The 14,726-nt window shown below is 55.7% G+C and carries 13 protein-coding genes; 9 read left to right on the top strand and 4 right to left on the bottom strand.

Annotated features, from left to right (window positions below):
• Window positions 1-310: 310 nt before the first annotated feature.
• Entirely contained in the window at window positions 311-1,093 is a 783-nt protein-coding gene (locus tag FE784_RS28945; RefSeq protein WP_176706606.1) for an AraC family transcriptional regulator, read from the bottom strand.
• A gap of 307 nt (window positions 1,094-1,400) precedes the next feature.
• On the opposite strand from FE784_RS28945, the gene FE784_RS28940 reads away from it, so the two are divergent.
• From FE784_RS28940 to FE784_RS28930, 3 genes are read left to right on the top strand one after another with little or no spacing between them, the layout of a single operon-like run.
• Window positions 1,401-2,765: an ABC transporter substrate-binding protein gene (locus FE784_RS28940; RefSeq protein ID WP_176706605.1), complete on the top strand. Its 1,365-nt coding sequence runs from the start codon at window positions 1,401-1,403 to the stop codon at window positions 2,763-2,765.
• Window positions 2,766-2,811: 46 nt separating this feature from the next.
• Complete coding sequence (locus tag FE784_RS28935; protein ID WP_139605739.1) at window positions 2,812-3,963, top strand: amidohydrolase family protein; 1,152 nt, start codon at window positions 2,812-2,814, stop codon at window positions 3,961-3,963.
• Window positions 3,963-4,334, top strand: a complete 372-nt coding sequence (locus FE784_RS28930) for a Rieske (2Fe-2S) protein (RefSeq protein WP_176706604.1) — start codon at window positions 3,963-3,965, stop codon at window positions 4,332-4,334. Before FE784_RS28935 ends, FE784_RS28930 begins: the two co-directional genes overlap by 1 nt.
• A gap of 33 nt (window positions 4,335-4,367) precedes the next feature.
• Here the strand turns inward: FE784_RS28930 and FE784_RS28925 are convergent, their stop codons facing one another.
• Window positions 4,368-5,162 (bottom strand): AraC family transcriptional regulator, encoded by a 795-nt coding sequence (locus tag FE784_RS28925; protein ID WP_176706603.1) that lies wholly within the window; start codon window positions 5,160-5,162, stop codon window positions 4,368-4,370.
• 306 nt (window positions 5,163-5,468) lie between these two features.
• On the opposite strand from FE784_RS28925, the gene FE784_RS28920 reads away from it, so the two are divergent.
• A complete protein-coding gene (locus FE784_RS28920; RefSeq protein WP_176706602.1) occupies window positions 5,469-6,935 on the top strand; it encodes a glycoside hydrolase family 88 protein in 1,467 nt (488 codons plus the stop codon).
• Between the two features lie 213 nt (window positions 6,936-7,148).
• Entirely contained in the window at window positions 7,149-7,538 is a 390-nt protein-coding gene (locus FE784_RS28915) for a hypothetical protein (protein ID WP_139605735.1), read from the top strand.
• Window positions 7,539-7,607: 69 nt separating this feature from the next.
• On the opposite strand, the gene yfbR is transcribed toward FE784_RS28915, so the two are convergent.
• Together yfbR and FE784_RS28905 are read right to left on the bottom strand one after the other, a co-directional pair.
• Window positions 7,608-8,204 (bottom strand): 5'-deoxynucleotidase, encoded by a 597-nt coding sequence (gene yfbR, locus FE784_RS28910; RefSeq protein ID WP_139605734.1) that lies wholly within the window; start codon window positions 8,202-8,204, stop codon window positions 7,608-7,610.
• A gap of 35 nt (window positions 8,205-8,239) precedes the next feature.
• The gene (locus FE784_RS28905; RefSeq protein ID WP_139605733.1) at window positions 8,240-9,091 is read right to left on the bottom strand and encodes a polysaccharide deacetylase family protein; all 852 of its coding nucleotides are present in this window, start codon (window positions 9,089-9,091) and stop codon (window positions 8,240-8,242) included.
• 172 nt (window positions 9,092-9,263) lie between these two features.
• Between FE784_RS28905 and FE784_RS28900 the strand changes: the two genes are divergently transcribed.
• The 4 genes from FE784_RS28900 to FE784_RS28885 all read left to right on the top strand — a co-directional run bounded on the left by FE784_RS28900 (window position 9,264) and on the right by FE784_RS28885 (window position 14,676).
• Window positions 9,264-10,793 (top strand): fumarate hydratase, encoded by a 1,530-nt coding sequence (locus FE784_RS28900; protein WP_139605732.1) that lies wholly within the window; start codon window positions 9,264-9,266, stop codon window positions 10,791-10,793.
• A 22-nt stretch (window positions 10,794-10,815) separates the two neighbouring features.
• A complete protein-coding gene (locus tag FE784_RS28895; RefSeq protein WP_246132237.1) occupies window positions 10,816-11,799 on the top strand; it encodes a bile acid:sodium symporter family protein in 984 nt (327 codons plus the stop codon).
• Between the two features lie 188 nt (window positions 11,800-11,987).
• Complete coding sequence (gene pnpS / locus FE784_RS28890; protein ID WP_139605731.1) at window positions 11,988-13,784, top strand: two-component system histidine kinase PnpS; 1,797 nt, start codon at window positions 11,988-11,990, stop codon at window positions 13,782-13,784.
• A gap of 175 nt (window positions 13,785-13,959) precedes the next feature.
• On the top strand, window positions 13,960-14,676 hold the full coding sequence (locus FE784_RS28885; RefSeq protein ID WP_139605730.1) for a response regulator transcription factor: 717 nt from the start codon (window positions 13,960-13,962) through the stop codon (window positions 14,674-14,676).
• Window positions 14,677-14,726 lie beyond the last annotated feature (50 nt).

The raw sequence follows: 14,726 nt of genomic DNA, 5'->3' as shown, positions 1-14,726 counted from the left end.
GCATCATGCTGGATCGCGAATTCGAGAAATAACGGAACTGAAGTATGCTATTGGCTCGAGTAGTTGTGTTGATTGCAAAAGGTGAAATCCTTTCCGCTATTCCACTGACCGCGCTCATTTCACTCCGAATGACCGATATAGAGGAAATCTGTTCCGTTATCTTCAAGAGTGTGACGGAATTCGGGGCCATAACGGAATACAGTTCCTTTATTTACGGCAACACGTGTCCCTCGCATTTCATCAAGAGCCCTCCGGATTGTATGCGGATTAAGCTGTCGCAGTTTTTTTGACTGCAGCCGAGCCGCTCTTTCTAGAACTGGTTGTAATGGCGGAAGGCGGACGGAGTCACCCCGAGCTTGGCGCGGAACACGCGGCTCAAATAAGTGCCGCTATCGTAACCGCAGCGGCAGGCGATCGCATCCAGCGTTTCGGTCGTTTCCCGAAGTAAGCGCTTTACTTCGGCGAGCCGCAGGCGGGTGGCGTATTCGACGGGAGCAACCCCGTAGGCGAGACGGAATCGACGGGTCAATTCGGAGGGCTTGATGCCAAGCTCCGAGGCGATCCCCTGCATGTTCAGCTCGCCGAACAGCTGGCGGTGGATCCGGCCGGCGGCACGCTGCATCAGGGGATCGGATATTTTAGTGCGGCTCGAAGCGTATTGCCTTTCCAATTCGCACATGTACAGCAGGTCCATCAGCAGATGGCCGGTCAGATCGAACCGTCTGGTGTTGGCGCCGAAATCGCGCCACGATTTGCGCAAGTTCGCGTAGGTCGAGGACAGCCTGCTGACATCGGTGACGGATATTTTTCCGATCGGAAGCTTGTCGAGCAAGGTCGCCTCCGCCGGCGGGGAGAAGTAGAATACATGAAAGGCGATTTCACCAAGCGATTTGCGTCTAAAGACCTCGTCGGGAGGGGCCAAGACGAGATCGCCGAAGGAAGCCCGGCCTGTTTGTTGTCCGATGCCGAAGTCGAACGAGCCGGACTCGACCCCGATCAGTACATACAGCGGCAATGATTCCTCCGCCTTCATGAATCCGGGCTGCGGTCCTGCACACGTATACGTTTGCAAATTCATCGCGCAATTGCACATGCGGTTCACCTCGTTGTCCGTCATCAGACGCTGCGTCGGCAAGCGCCAACCGGAACAGCTTTTTCATCTGCTCTGTTTAGAGCGTATCATATCCAATACGGATGTAAAGACGCACCTCACCAAAAAAAGTGCCTATAATAACTGAAATCCGTGCATTACGTTCCCCGGCGCGCGAGTGTATGCTATAAATGTAAGCGGTTCCGAGCGAGCGGGCATAGGCTTTTTTCGCCGGACGAAGGAGCGGGGGAGCGCTTACCCGGCAAGTCATCGACTGTTATTCGCATACCAAAAAAAAGGGGGAATGAATTTGACGCCAAAGCAAGGATATTGGTTTGCCGGACTGGGCTTGACGGTTGTTTTGCTCGCGTCATGCAACAACGGCCGCGATCCGGCCGGGGAGGGGAGCGGTTCCGCACAGGCACAGGCACAGGCACAGGCGCCGGCGGATATAACCGCGATACCGGCCGAGCTGACGTTTTACAACTCGACGGCGCCGAGCGAATCGGAAGAGCTGTTCATGGCCAAGTACGGGAACGCGATTGCCAAAAAATTTCCGAACTACAAAATCAAATACCATCAAAATACGGGAAAAGGGGCTTCGCTCGCCGATCTGATCGCATCCGGACAGCTGAATATCGACATCGACATTTCGGCCGCCGACATTACGTACAACAGTCTCATTCAATTCGGCTTGCAGGACGACATCAGCGATCTGATCAAAAAGTACAAGTTCGATCTGAACCGGCTGGAGCCGAATGCGGTAGAGGTGCAGCGGAAGTTCGCAAACGGCGGCATTTACGGCATTCCGTTTTCGGTCTCAACGCCGATCTTGTTCTATAACAAGCAAATATTCGATTTGTTCGCCCAGCCGTACCCGAAGGACGGGATGACGTGGGACGACGTATATTCGCTCGCGAAAGCGCTGACCCGGTCGCAGGGCGGTATTCAGTATCGGGGATTTGCCTCGTCGTTCGTCCATGTGCTGCGCTTCAACCAATCGTCCGCGCCGCTCGTCGACCTGAAGACGAACAAATCGCTGATTACGGCCGACAAGTTCAAGCGGGAATTTGACAATATGCTTCAGATGTACCGGATTCCCGGCAATGAAGTGCCCGACATCTCCTTGTCGACGCAAGTCAGCCTGTTCGAGAAAGAACGGACCGCGGCGATGATGGTGCATATTACGCGCTACGCTCCCGCATTATGGACCAAGGTGCAGGATTTCAAGGACTGGGATATGGCGCAAATGCCGCAGTGGAAAGATATGCCGGGGGTCGGTTCGCAGGTGTCCCCGTACTACTTTTACCAGTTTAAAACGAGCAAATCGCGCGAAGCCGCGTTCCAGGTGCTTATGTTCATCGCTTCCGACGAGTTCCAGCAGCATATTATGCGGCAAGGCTACATGTCGTCGTTGAAGGACCCGAGCCATTTGATGAAATATTTGGCCGAGGGCGAGCCGCTGGCCAAAACGCAAAATCTGAAGGCGCTGCTGCCGGCCAAGTATGCGCCGTCCGCAGATATTTACCGATATTCGAACCTCGTGGAAAAAGAACTGACCGGCGCGGCAATCGAGGTATTGAAGAATGGCACCGATACCAATACGGCGTTAAGGACCGCGTCCGATCGGGCGGATAAAGCGGTCGCCGACGAACTGGCCAAGCAAGGCAAATAACCGATAGAGACGTAGAGAACCCATATTCGGACAGGAGTGAAGCCATATGAGTACCATGCAGCAGGATCAGCAAAATACGCCGGATGCAGCTTCGATTAGGAAACGTTCGATTATCGATTGCGATCTTCACCTCGCTCCGCTGCGAGGCGGATACAATGCGCTCAAGCCGTATTTGCCGCGCTTTTACCGCGAGCAGGTGGAAACGTGGGGAGCGCGCGTGCCGGGGCAAAACGCGATGTACAACAACGGCGGCATCAACGGCTCGATGCAGGGCCGCAAAGTGCCGCCGGGAGACGAAGCGGTCATGCTCGATTTTTTGCGGGCCGACCTGCTCGACAAGTACAATATCGAGCACGGCATTATAACCGGGATGGATTACGGGATCAATACGACCCCGGATACGGAATATGCCGCGGCGATCTGTTCGGCCTGCAACGATTACACGATCGAGCACATACTCGACAAAGAGCCGCGATTCAAGGCATCGATCATGATTCCGAAGCAGGACCCGGTCAAATCGGCGCGGGAAATCGATCGCGTCGGCTCGCATCCCGGCTATGTTCAGGTAATCGTGTCGAACGGAGCGGATAAGCCTTACGGGCATCGCCACTATTATCCGATCTACGAAGCATGCGTCAGGCACAATATGCCCTTCGGCATTCACGTCAGCATGGAGGGGATCGGCATCAATCCGCCGCCGACCGGAGCCGGTTACGTGTCGCACTATGCGGAGTATCGGCTGGCCCGCGCGGGCATTATGATGACGCATCTGGCCAGCTTCATCTATGAAGGGGTATTCGAGCTGTTCCCGACGCTAAAGGTCGTCATGATCGAAGCCGGCACGCTATGGATCGCTCCGGCGATCTGGAGAATGGACGAGGACTGGAAGGCGCTGCGCCACCATACGCCGTGGGTAAAGAAGCGCCCGAGCGAATATTACCGCGAGCATGTGCGCGTCACGTCCCAGCCGATCGAAATGCCGCACAAGAAGGACATGTTTTTGCCGATGCTTGAAGCGATCCATGCCGACGAGTGTCTGATGTTTTCCAGCGATTACCCGCATTGGGACTTCGATTCTCCGGTGCAAGCTTTTCCGAAGCTGCCCGACGAGCTGCGCGAGCGCATTTTTTATCAGAACGCCGCCGAACTGTACGGCTTGCCGCAAAGGGCCGATAACGTCGACGGAGGGCAAGGCTGATGGCTGATTACGCGGTTGGTCACGTATCGGAAATACCGCCGGGTTCGAGCAAGGTAATCGAGGCGGACAGACGGAGCATCGGCGTATTCAACATCGCGGGGCAGTTTTACGCGATACGCAATCTGTGTCCCCATCAAGGCGCCGCTTTATGCGACGGGCTCGTTACGTCGTATGTCACCTCCGACCGGCCCGGGGAGTTCGCCTATGAGAAGGAAGGCGAAATTATTCGTTGTCCGTGGCATTTCTGGGAGTTCGACATCAAGACCGGCTGCATGATCGTCGATCCGAAGACGAGAACGAAGACATACGACGTAACCGTGGAGAGATACGATGTGACGGTCGACGAGGAGATTGTGATCGTGCATGTCTAGAAAACTGGTGGGAAGCGTGGCCTTCCGGCTAGGCTACACTTGATGGATGCGGCGGTACTGAGAGGGACTCATCTTCATCGCTTTGGAGAACACGCGGCTCAAGTAGTAGGCGTTCTGGTAGCCGCTCTGGTGCGCGATTTTTTCCAAAGAATCGTCCGTTTCGACCAGCAGCGCCGCTATTTTCTCAAGACGAAGCCCGGCAATGTACCCGCTTGGCGAGGTTCCCATCTCTTTCTGGAATTTGCGGGTAAATTGAGACTGGTACATCCCGACGTGATCGGCTGCGGACTTTGTCGATACTTCGTCGAAGACATGCTGATGAATAAAGCGGACCGCTTCTGCCATGGCAGGATCGGTCGCTTTTTTTTGTTTTTGCCGGATTGTTTTTTCCCGAACGATCTGATATAGCGCGTCGTTCAGCAGATGCTCCGTGTAGCTTTCTGAAATGAGCTCGCGCGAGCTTTTCAGCTTCTCGGCAAAAACAAGGAACTGGGACATTTGGGGAAACGAGTGTTTTCCGTAATACGGGAACGGTATTTCTTTCTCCTCTGAAAAGGAGCGCAGCTCAAATATGGCAAATTGAAAGGAAACGATTGTTAGCGCATTGCGGTGAAGAACTTCTCCGGGCGGACAGAGCACGATATCTCCCGCCCGCGCTTCTCCGGACCGGTTCCCGACACGATATTCGACCAAGCCGTCCTCGCAGATCAGCATGGTCCAATCGTCGTAAGGCGCATCCGGGCTGTATACGAAAGCGTTCCGTTGGGCCAGATGGATATATCTCTTGAGTTTTGTCGCACAGGACGTGAACGGGGGGACGGCACTCATTCGGCTCGATTCTCCTTCTCTTGTTTTCATCGATCATTCGGCGGGATTTTCTGCATGAAAGTATATCTATATTGATATAGTATTGCATTGTATTCCAAAATGGCAAGTTATATCATAGAACCGACAGATGCGGATGCTGCTTGTGAAGTGCGATATTATCAATATTTTTAAAGTTCGAGTTGTTATGTCTCGGCTGTCGGGAGAAGAAGCGAGGAGGTGCGCACGAGAAGGGGACGTGACGATTATTCTGCATAATTATACATGGTTGTTTGTTTGCGCTTGATCATTTGGCGGAGGAGCAGAAAGATGAGAGAAAACGATGCGATCTACGAAGCGGCGGAGATAATCGCAGCGCCGGTTCTGGCGTTGCCGGAACAGAAAAGAGTCCCGCGGGGCTGGTCGGCCGTTCCGATCGGCGTGACCGGCAACGAACTGAAGCTGAAGTGGAGCGGCTTGAGCCTGCAGCCCTTTCTGGACAATCCCGGGATGTCGGCGAGACTGCGGGTTTCAATCGCCGTGGAGATCAGGGAAGCGCTGCGCGTTGAAGCTTGCTTGCTTGACTCCGGTCGGCGTCTCGGCATATTCGACATCCGTTACGCTTACGTATTCGAGCCATTCGAGCTGCCGTTGAGTCTTGCGCAAGTCAAAGCGGCGATTCAGGAAGGAATCGGTTTAAACATTGTTGACGCAGAGGCGGCCCTGTGGGTATTCGACGATTTGGCCAAAGACGACGCTCGCCGTTTCTTCACTCCCCACCTCATGCTGGCGGAGGAAGGCGGGCGAACGGAGCAATTTCGAAAGCGCCTGCTCTCTCTCGACAGTCTGCAGCCATTCGGCTGGTTTGAGGGATGTGTACTCGACGGGCTGTACGATATGAGGCCAATTGCGGAACCGGGACATGCGGATCAAGCGTTGTCCGGCCATTTGCGGCAATATTTCGATGATGAAGGGAAGCTTCGCTACGAGGATCTGATGGGAAGGCCGGCGGACGGTCGATTTTCCGGCATGGAAAGCACATTGCCGGTCGCGGTCGTGGCGAAACGGCAGCCCGATCATCCGGTCGTAGACCAGTTGATTTCCTATTGGGATGCCAATCTCAGCGCGGAGAAAGGCACGCTATCCAGAGAGTCCGCGATTACGGCGGAAGGCGCCTATACGATGGGATACCCGATGGCGGTGATTGCCTCGAAACGCCAAAATGAGCAGCTGGCCCGGATGGCGGTGCGGCAAGCGCTTGTCCGTCGGGACAAATTGACGGATGGCCGCGACCTGTATGGCATTGTCAGAGAGAGCGGCCAGCGGGAAATGCGCAACTGGGCGCGATCCTATACGTGGTATATGCTCGGGCTGGTGCGTACGTGGATTCAACTCCGTGCTTCGCGGCAGTATGCCGAACTTCCCGGCGTGCGGGAGATAGAGGAGGAAATCAAACGTATTTCCGAGGTCGCACTATCCCGGCGGGAAGCAGGCGGGCTGTGGTCCTGCTTTCTCGGCGAACCCGAAACCGGCATCGAGACTTCCGGATCGGCGGGGATTGCCGCCGCCCTGGCCTTGGGGGCGCGGCACGGCTTGCTGCCGCAAGCTTCGTTTGATATCGCGAGGGAAGCGCTTCAAGCGCTGGAGCGATATTTGACGCCGGACGGGATTTTGGCGGGCGTCTGCCAGCACAATTGCGGCGGTCTCCAGCTGCAGCGAGGCGGATACAGAGTGTTGTCGCAGATGGGGATGGGATTGATGGCGCAGCTTTATGCGGCGATACATTCCGAGCGGTAGCGTAAAGGCTTTCGAGGATCGAGGCGAATCGCCTTGCGGGAGGCGGAAGAGCGGATCAACAATTAGATCGCCGCGGAGATGGGCAAGCAGGCGGAACGGACTTTGCAACGCGCTGTTCCGGTCCGGCTTCGGAAGTTTGTATCGGGACTTGCTTTTCGGTATACTACAGGTGGAACGAGATTCCATCGTGCAACCGAAGGAGGCAAGACAGTCGTGTATCAAACGATGTACGTCATTCATGTTCTTTCCGCGCTAGCCCTTATTTTCTACATTCTGCTTCCGTTTTTGGCGGGAGGGGCGACCAACCGTTCCACGGCCATCGCGCTGAGCAGAGGGAACCGGATCGGACAGTACGTGTTGGTGTTGGCTTTTCTGTCGGGGGGGTACATGGTCAGCAAGGCGGACTATTCGGTTATTTGGATGGTGCTGGCCGTCGTGCTCATTCTCGTCATGTTCGCCATGACGGGGATGGCTTCGAAGCCTTTCAAGAAGCTGATTGCCGGAGATAACGGGGGAGGCGCGCTGCGCAAGCTGCGGACATTTACCCTGATCTCGGGACTGAGCTACGTTCTGCTTATGGCTATGATGCTCGGACCTAAATAACGGAAAAAAAGGAAACCGGACTGTCCTTCAAGGACAGTCCGGTTTTTTGAATGGCCGAACGTTAGACGCTCAGACGTTGTCCGATTCGTTCAATTCGTCCAGCGTCTTCTCGAAGCTCGGGGCGAGGTGCTGCAGGAAGTAGCGGATTTCCGGCATATCGAGCTTCTCGATCGATTGCTCGATCTGTTTTTTGGCGACCGTAAATTCGCGGTTGCCGGCCGAAAGCTCCGAGACGCATTTCAAATATGCGTCCAGCAGATCGGCGGCTTTGATATAGCGGCTGTGCTCGGGGTTCGTTTTCTTCGCTTCGATGAGCGGCCGGTACACCGGCTGGAGCTCGTCCGGCACCATATTGACGAGCCGCTCCGCGGCGATCTGCTCGATCTCGCGGAAGTTGCGCAAAATGTTCGGATTGTGATGCTTGACCGGCGTCGGGATATCTCCCGTAAACACCTCGGTCGTATCGTGGAACAGCGCTTCGGTTACGATCGTCTCCGTAGGGAGCTCGCGGCCGTATACGGTGTTGGCGATCGTGCACAGCGCGTGAGTGAGCAGCGAGACGTGGAACGAATGCTCTGCGACGTTTTCCTTCAATACGTTGCGCATCAGGCTCCAGCGCTCGATATAGCGAAGCCGGTACAAATAGGCGAAAAAATGGCTTTCCATGGGCGGACTCCCCTCGGGTTACGGGATAACGGAAGTTATGGCGCGGTAATTTGAATACGCCTTTTTATCGTCTCGTGCAGCACTTCCGGCGAAATGTTCGGATTTCCCGCGTTGATTCGCGGAATTTGCAGCGGATTGACGTTCCGCTTCGCCATCTCCGGCACGATCGTGAACGCGTACCGGATTCCGGCGGCATGGACGAGCTGTGCCGAAGCTTTATCGAAAACCCCGTACGGGTAAGCCATGGCGTTTACTATCTCCGGACCTAGCGGACTCATGCTGCGGATACAGGCCTCCGTGTCAGCGACAATTCTGGCGCGGTATTGCTCCTCCGTCTCCTGAACGCCGTCGACGATAATGCGGTTCGTCATGTAGGGCGTTACCGGATCGTTATGCATGCCGTTCGTATGGCATTGCGCGCTGATCATGCCCGGATGGGCCGAGGTCATCGTCTTGATTTGTTCGACGCTCATGAACGGCGGCGCATAGGCTTGCGGATCGCTGTGCTTGTCCGTAATGACGAAGCTGGTCGCTGGAATGCGAAGCTTCTCCAACACCGGGTATGCGTGAGTATAGAAGCTTTCGTAGCCGTCGTCGAACGTGACGAATACGGCATTGTCCGGCACGTCCGCTCCTTGCATAAAGCTTTCGAACTGCCCGAGCGATATGAAATGATAGCCGTTGTTTTGCAAATAAACAAGCTGATCCTCGAACAGCTTCGTCGAAATGGTAGAGGAGCTCGTGTCCTCGTCATGCACGTGATGGTACATGAGAACGGCGACTTGGTCGGAGTACAGCGCTTTTCCGTCCGAGGCGCTTAATGCGGGAAGCAGAAGCGTGACGCCTATCAAGAACAGGAGCATCGCGCTCGCGATCGGTTTGTTCAAGTTGTTCTACTCCTTGCTTGTTTGAAAATAATCCGGCGCGTGAACGATAAGGTATTCGCGAATGTTGTCGGAAATCCTTCCCGATCGTTGTAAACAATTATTCTAAAGTGGTATGATCGGGGTAGAGCATTCATTATAGCATTTTTACGTCCGAAAGGAGCAACAACCCCGTATGCAGCAGTTTCGAGAAAGCATGTATAAACTGATCGTAGAGACATCCACCAATTTGCCCGCCGACGTTCGCCGGGCGATTCAGCGCGCTCAGGAGCAGGAAGACGAGGGCACTCGCGCGGCATTGTCGCTGTCCACCATTTCCGAGAACATTACGATGGCGGAATGCAACGTCTCGCCGATCTGCCAGGATACCGGCATGCCTACGTTCATCATTCATTGTCCCGTAGGAGCCAACCAAATCGAGATGAAGAAACACATCGTGGAAGCGGTCCGCCAAGCGACGAAGGACAGCAAGCTGCGCCCGAACTCGGTCGATTCGCTGACCGGCGCGAACAGCGGCGACAATATCGGTCCCGGCGTTCCGGTCATCCATTTCGAGCAGTGGGAGAAGGACGACATCGACGTCCGGCTCATTTTGAAGGGCGGCGGCTGCGAGAACAAAAACATTCAATACAGCCTTCCGGCCGAGCTTGAAGGCGTAGGCAAAGCCGGCCGCGACCTCGACGGCATCCGCAAATGCATCATGCATGCGGTATATCAGGCGCAGGGGCAAGGCTGCAGCGCGGGCTTCATCGGCGTCGGCATCGGCGGCGACCGTACTACGGGTTATGAATTGGCCAAGCATCAGCTGTTCCGCCAATCGGACGATGTCAATCCGAATCCGGAGCTGCAGAAGCTCGAGGAATACGTGCTCGCGAATGCGAACAAGCTCGGCATCGGCACGATGGGCTTCGGCGGTCAGGTAACGCTGCTGGGCTGCAAGGTCGGTGTCATGGACCGATTGCCGGCAAGCTTTTTCGTATCGGTCGCTTACAACTGTTGGGCGTTCCGCCGTCAAGGCGTCGTGCTTGATTCCGCTACCGGCGCAATCAAGGATTGGGTGTACGAGGGCGGCAGCAACGTGGCGATGGCCGACCCGGCCGAGAAGAAGAAAGACGACAGCCGCCGCGAGGTCGTCCTGCAGGCTCCGATTACGGAGGAGCAGATCCGCGAGCTTCGCGTGGGCGACGTCGTCGTTATCAACGGTGCCATGCATACCGGCCGCGATGCGCTGCACAAATATTTGATGGATCACGACGCGCCGATCGATTTGAACGGGCATGTCATCTACCACTGCGGTCCCGTCATGTCGAAGGACGAGAGCGGGGAGTGGCACGTCCGCGCGGCCGGACCGACTACGAGCATCCGCGAGGAGCCGTACCAGGGCGATATTTTGAAGAAATTCGGTCTTCGCGCCGTTATCGGCAAAGGCGGCATGGGTCCGAAGACGCTCGCCGCGCTGAAGGAGCATGGCGGCGTCTACTTGAATGCGATAGGCGGCGCCGCGCAATACTATGCGGAATGCATCAAGAAGGTGGACAGCGTACATTTCATGGAGTTCGGCATTCCCGAGGCCATGTGGCACCTGCAGGTGGAAGGGTTCGCGGCGATCGTCACGATGGATTCGCACGGCAACAGCCTCCACGCCGAGGTGGACAAGAGCTCGCTCGAGAAGCTGGCCGAATTCAAAGAGCCTGTGTTCAAATAAGCGAAACGGACGGGAAACGATAATGGAAACGACCAGCGCTAAACCGTTCGGCCTCCGCTTCAGCGATTGGTTTGAGGCGAAAATGTTCGTCATTACCCCGGTATCGATGATACTCGGGTTTTTCTTTTACAAGTGGCTGGAGGATGCGGCCGTTCTTGTCCCTTACTTGTTCGCGTATATAACGTTCGTGATGGCGCTCGGCTGCAATCCGCGGCAAATGCGCGGCGCGCTCGGGATGCCGCTGCCGATTATGATGACACTGGCACTGGTCCACTTCGTGGCTCCCCTGGTCGCTTACGCGACCGGAACGCTGCTGTTCGGGGCAGGCTCCCCTTACATCGTGGGACTCGTGCTGTTCGCCGTTATTCCGTTGGGGGTTTCTTCCGTAATCTGGGTAGGGCTGTCGGGAGGCAACGTTCCGCTCGTCTTGGCGATGATCGTCATCGACTCGCTGATCAGTCCGTTCGTCGTTCCGTTAGCCGTCGATTTCTTGTTCGGGGCGGACATTCATTTCAATCATTGGAAGGTCATGCGCGATTTGCTCGTCATCATTTTCATACCGACGGTGCTGGGCGTAGCGGTCAACGCATGGAGCAGAGGCAGGGCAAAGCTTTGGTCGGCACCGTATTCGATGCCGATTTCGAAGCTCGCTTTCGCCGCCGTCATCCTGATCAATGCGGCCGCCATTGCTCCTCATGTGTTCGCGATGAAGGGGGAGCTGTTCAAGCTCGTGCCGACGGTGCTCCTGTTCGTCGCCTTTTGCTACGCGCTCGGCTGGTTCGGAGCCTTGCCGTTCCGCAATCGCGAAGTAACGGTGACGATCACGTACAGCTCGGGGATGCGCAACATTTCGCTCGGCATCGTCATCGCCCTGCAATATTTCGAGCCGGCGGCCGCCATTCCCGTCGTCATGGGCATCCTGATCCAGCAGCCGATGGCCACGCTGCAAAACCATTTACAAAAACTTTACTGGAAAAAGCGGGAGGCCCAAGTTACGATATCATAACTGGCATGGGAGCCGACGAAGCCGGACTGGATTTTCCCATATACTCTCGATAGAGGAACTGGGCTTACGAATCGCATCAGTCGCGTATAGTTGAACAAATGCACGACCCTAATAGCGAAAGTTCGTGTGCGGATTAAACAGCGCTTTGATAGCCCGACAAGGATCGCGAAGGAGTGAACGTTAGTTCCATGAATAAATTTCGGACACGGCTGGCACTGCTGTTTATCGTCCTGATCGGCTGCTCGGTGCTGTCCGCGGGCGTGCTTGTCGCTTTCCTGCTGGAGCGGTCGTATTTGAACGCCCTTCAGGACAGCATGAAGCGGGAAATCCAGATTATGCTGGCAACGATACAAGGAAGCAAAGAGCAATACGAGCGCCGCAACAGCCCGTTTTTCTCCGAGCAGGCCCGTTATTTGAAGCAATCCGCCGACGCCCGGGTCACGTTTATTACGGCGGACGGGGTCGTGCTGGGCGATTCCGATCTCGATCCGCAGCAAATGGACAACCATTTGACAAGAGAGGAAGTACGGGAAGCTGCCGCGGACGGGGTCGGCTACTCGAAGCGGTACAGCGACTCCACCGGCGGGAACATGCTGTATGTGGCTATGGCGGTCCGTAACGGTCCGGATGTCATAGGCTATTTGCGGTTGTCGATGGGGCTCGGGGAAATCGAAACGACGGTCCGCCATTTATGGTGGGGACTGCTCGGCGGGCTTCTTGTCGTCTTCATAATAGCGGGGCTGATCAGCTACCGGGTCGCCTACCAGCTGACGCGGCCGATCGAGAAAATTACGCGGGTAGCGCGGCAAATAACGAAGATGAATTACAAATCGCGGGTGTACTTGCGCAACCGAGACGAAATCGGCGAGCTCGGACAGGCGATCAATACGATGGCGGACAGCCTGCAGCAGCAGATGCATCGCATTCTGGAAAACGAGAGCCAGTTGTCCGGCGTACTGGACAATATGGTGAGCGGCGTAGTCATGATCGACGAGGAAGGCCGCATCGTGCTGTTGAACCGGTCGGCGGAGGAAATATTGGGCTTCGTGTCCAAAGATTTGATCGGCAAAAAGTACGACGGCGCGAAGCATCCGTTCGAGCTGATTCAGCTGATCAAGCAATGCATCGACCGGGGGGAGCATATCCGCGATGAAATCATGTTTTACTTCCCGGAGGAACGCATTCTCGAGGTCAACCTGGTGCCGATGAAGGCGGTCGAGGAAGAATGGCTCGGCATGGTCATCGTGCTTCACGATATAACGGCGATCCGCCGCCTCGAGAAGGTGCGAAGCGAATTCGTCGCCAACGTTTCCCACGAGCTGAAAACGCCGATAGCGGCGGTAAAAGGCTTCGCCGAGACGCTGCTTGCCGGGGCAATGAACGATACGGAAACCGCGAAGTCGTTTCTGCAAATCATATATGACGAGAGCGAGCGGCTGAATCGGCTCATCGGCGACATCCTGGAGCTGTCCAAGGTCGAATCGAAGCGGGTTCCGCTGCAGTTCTCGCCCGTCCATCTGAGCAGCTTCGTCGGCAAGACGCTGGATATGATGCGTTCGTCGGCGGACAAGAAAGAAATCGAGCTGGAGATGAGAGTAGACGAAGAGCTGTACATGGAGGCGGACGAGGACCGGCTGCGTCAAATCATGTTCAACCTGCTCTCCAACGGGATCAATTATACGCCGGAAGGCGGCAAGGTGAAGGTCGATGTCGAGGAGGTGCCGGCCGAGGGAGAAGGTGAAGTCGAGAAAATTCGCATCGTCATTTCCGATACGGGCATCGGCATTCCGAAGAAGGATTTGCCGCGCATTTTCGAACGGTTTTACCGCGTAGACAAGGCCCGATCCCGCAGTTCGGGCGGCACGGGACTCGGTCTCTCGATCGTCAAGCATCTGGTCGATCTGCACAAAGGCTCCATTCGCGTGGAAAGCGATCTGGGGTTCGGTTCGCGGTTTATTTTGGAGCTGCCGGTTATTCAAAGCTGACTTCAACAAAGGGCAGGCGGCGCAATAGTCCCTATCCGGAGCAGAGTTCCGATAGCCGGGGTGGCGCTTCGGTTTGAAATACCTATCATCCCACGCCTTCAGGCGTTGTGGAACGTCCACAACTTGTGTTAAGCTTGGGTAGCGCGGACAAATTACGATGCGCAGGGGGAAGACAATGCCGAAACACATACTCGTTGTCGAAGACGAACCGACACTAGCCAGACTTCTATCGTACAACTTGTCGCAGGAAGGATACCAGACGAAGCTGGTCGATCACGGGGGGGAAGGGCTGCAAGCCGCCCAGCAAGGCTCGTTCGATCTGATCATCCTCGATATTATGCTTCCCGGCATGAACGGGTTCGAGGTGTTGGCGAAGCTGCGCCAGAAGGGCGACAAGACGCCTGTTATTATTTTAACGGCAAGAAATGCGGAGGAAGAAGTCGTGCAAGGCTTGAAGGCGGGAGCCGACGACTATATTACGAAACCGTTCGGGGTCGCCGAATTGCTGGCCCGCGTATCGGCAGTCATGCGTAGATCCGGAGCCGAGAGCGCGCCAATCGCCGATGAGCCGGATTCGGGTAAAGTGATCCAGGCGGCCGATTTGAAAATATATCCCGAAAAATACGAAGTCGTCCTGAACGGCGAACAAATCCAGCTCCGTCCGAAGGAATTCGAGGTGCTGCTGTATTTGGTGCAGAGACCGGGCGTCGTCGTATCGAGAGACGACTTGATGAACGTCGTTTGGGGCTTCGATTATGTCGGAGGACAGCGTACGGTGGACGTCCACGTCAGCTCGCTCCGCAAAAAGCTGGAAATGAATCAGGAAACGGTCCAAATCGACTCCATTCGCGGCTTGGGCTATAAACTGGTCATTCATACGAACAAAAAATGACATTTCCCGGGAAATGCGGGCGATGGAAGTAGGTCGGACGGCACGCGTCC

Source organism: Paenibacillus hemerocallicola (assembly GCF_006265175.1).
GTDB lineage: Bacteria > Bacillota > Bacilli > Paenibacillales > NBRC-103111 > Paenibacillus_AB > Paenibacillus_AB hemerocallicola.
This window is presented reverse-complemented; position numbering and strand designations above follow the sequence as displayed.

Coding starts and splice junctions, on each gene's coding strand:
- FE784_RS28930 (WP_176706604.1), top strand. CDS start 3,963: ATGGCTGATTACGCGGTTGGTCACGTATCGGAAATACCGCCGGGTTCG.
- yfbR (WP_139605734.1), bottom strand. CDS start 8,204: ATGGAAAGCCATTTTTTCGCCTATTTGTACCGGCTTCGCTATATCGAG.
- FE784_RS28925 (WP_176706603.1), bottom strand. CDS start 5,162: ATGAGTGCCGTCCCCCCGTTCACGTCCTGTGCGACAAAACTCAAGAGA.
- pnpS (WP_139605731.1), top strand. CDS start 11,988: ATGAATAAATTTCGGACACGGCTGGCACTGCTGTTTATCGTCCTGATC.
- FE784_RS28885 (WP_139605730.1), top strand. CDS start 13,960: ATGCCGAAACACATACTCGTTGTCGAAGACGAACCGACACTAGCCAGA.
- FE784_RS28945 (WP_176706606.1), bottom strand. CDS start 1,093: ATGTGCAATTGCGCGATGAATTTGCAAACGTATACGTGTGCAGGACCG.
- FE784_RS28900 (WP_139605732.1), top strand. CDS start 9,264: ATGCAGCAGTTTCGAGAAAGCATGTATAAACTGATCGTAGAGACATCC.
- FE784_RS28895 (WP_246132237.1), top strand. CDS start 10,816: ATGGAAACGACCAGCGCTAAACCGTTCGGCCTCCGCTTCAGCGATTGG.
- FE784_RS28935 (WP_139605739.1), top strand. CDS start 2,812: ATGAGTACCATGCAGCAGGATCAGCAAAATACGCCGGATGCAGCTTCG.
- FE784_RS28920 (WP_176706602.1), top strand. CDS start 5,469: ATGAGAGAAAACGATGCGATCTACGAAGCGGCGGAGATAATCGCAGCG.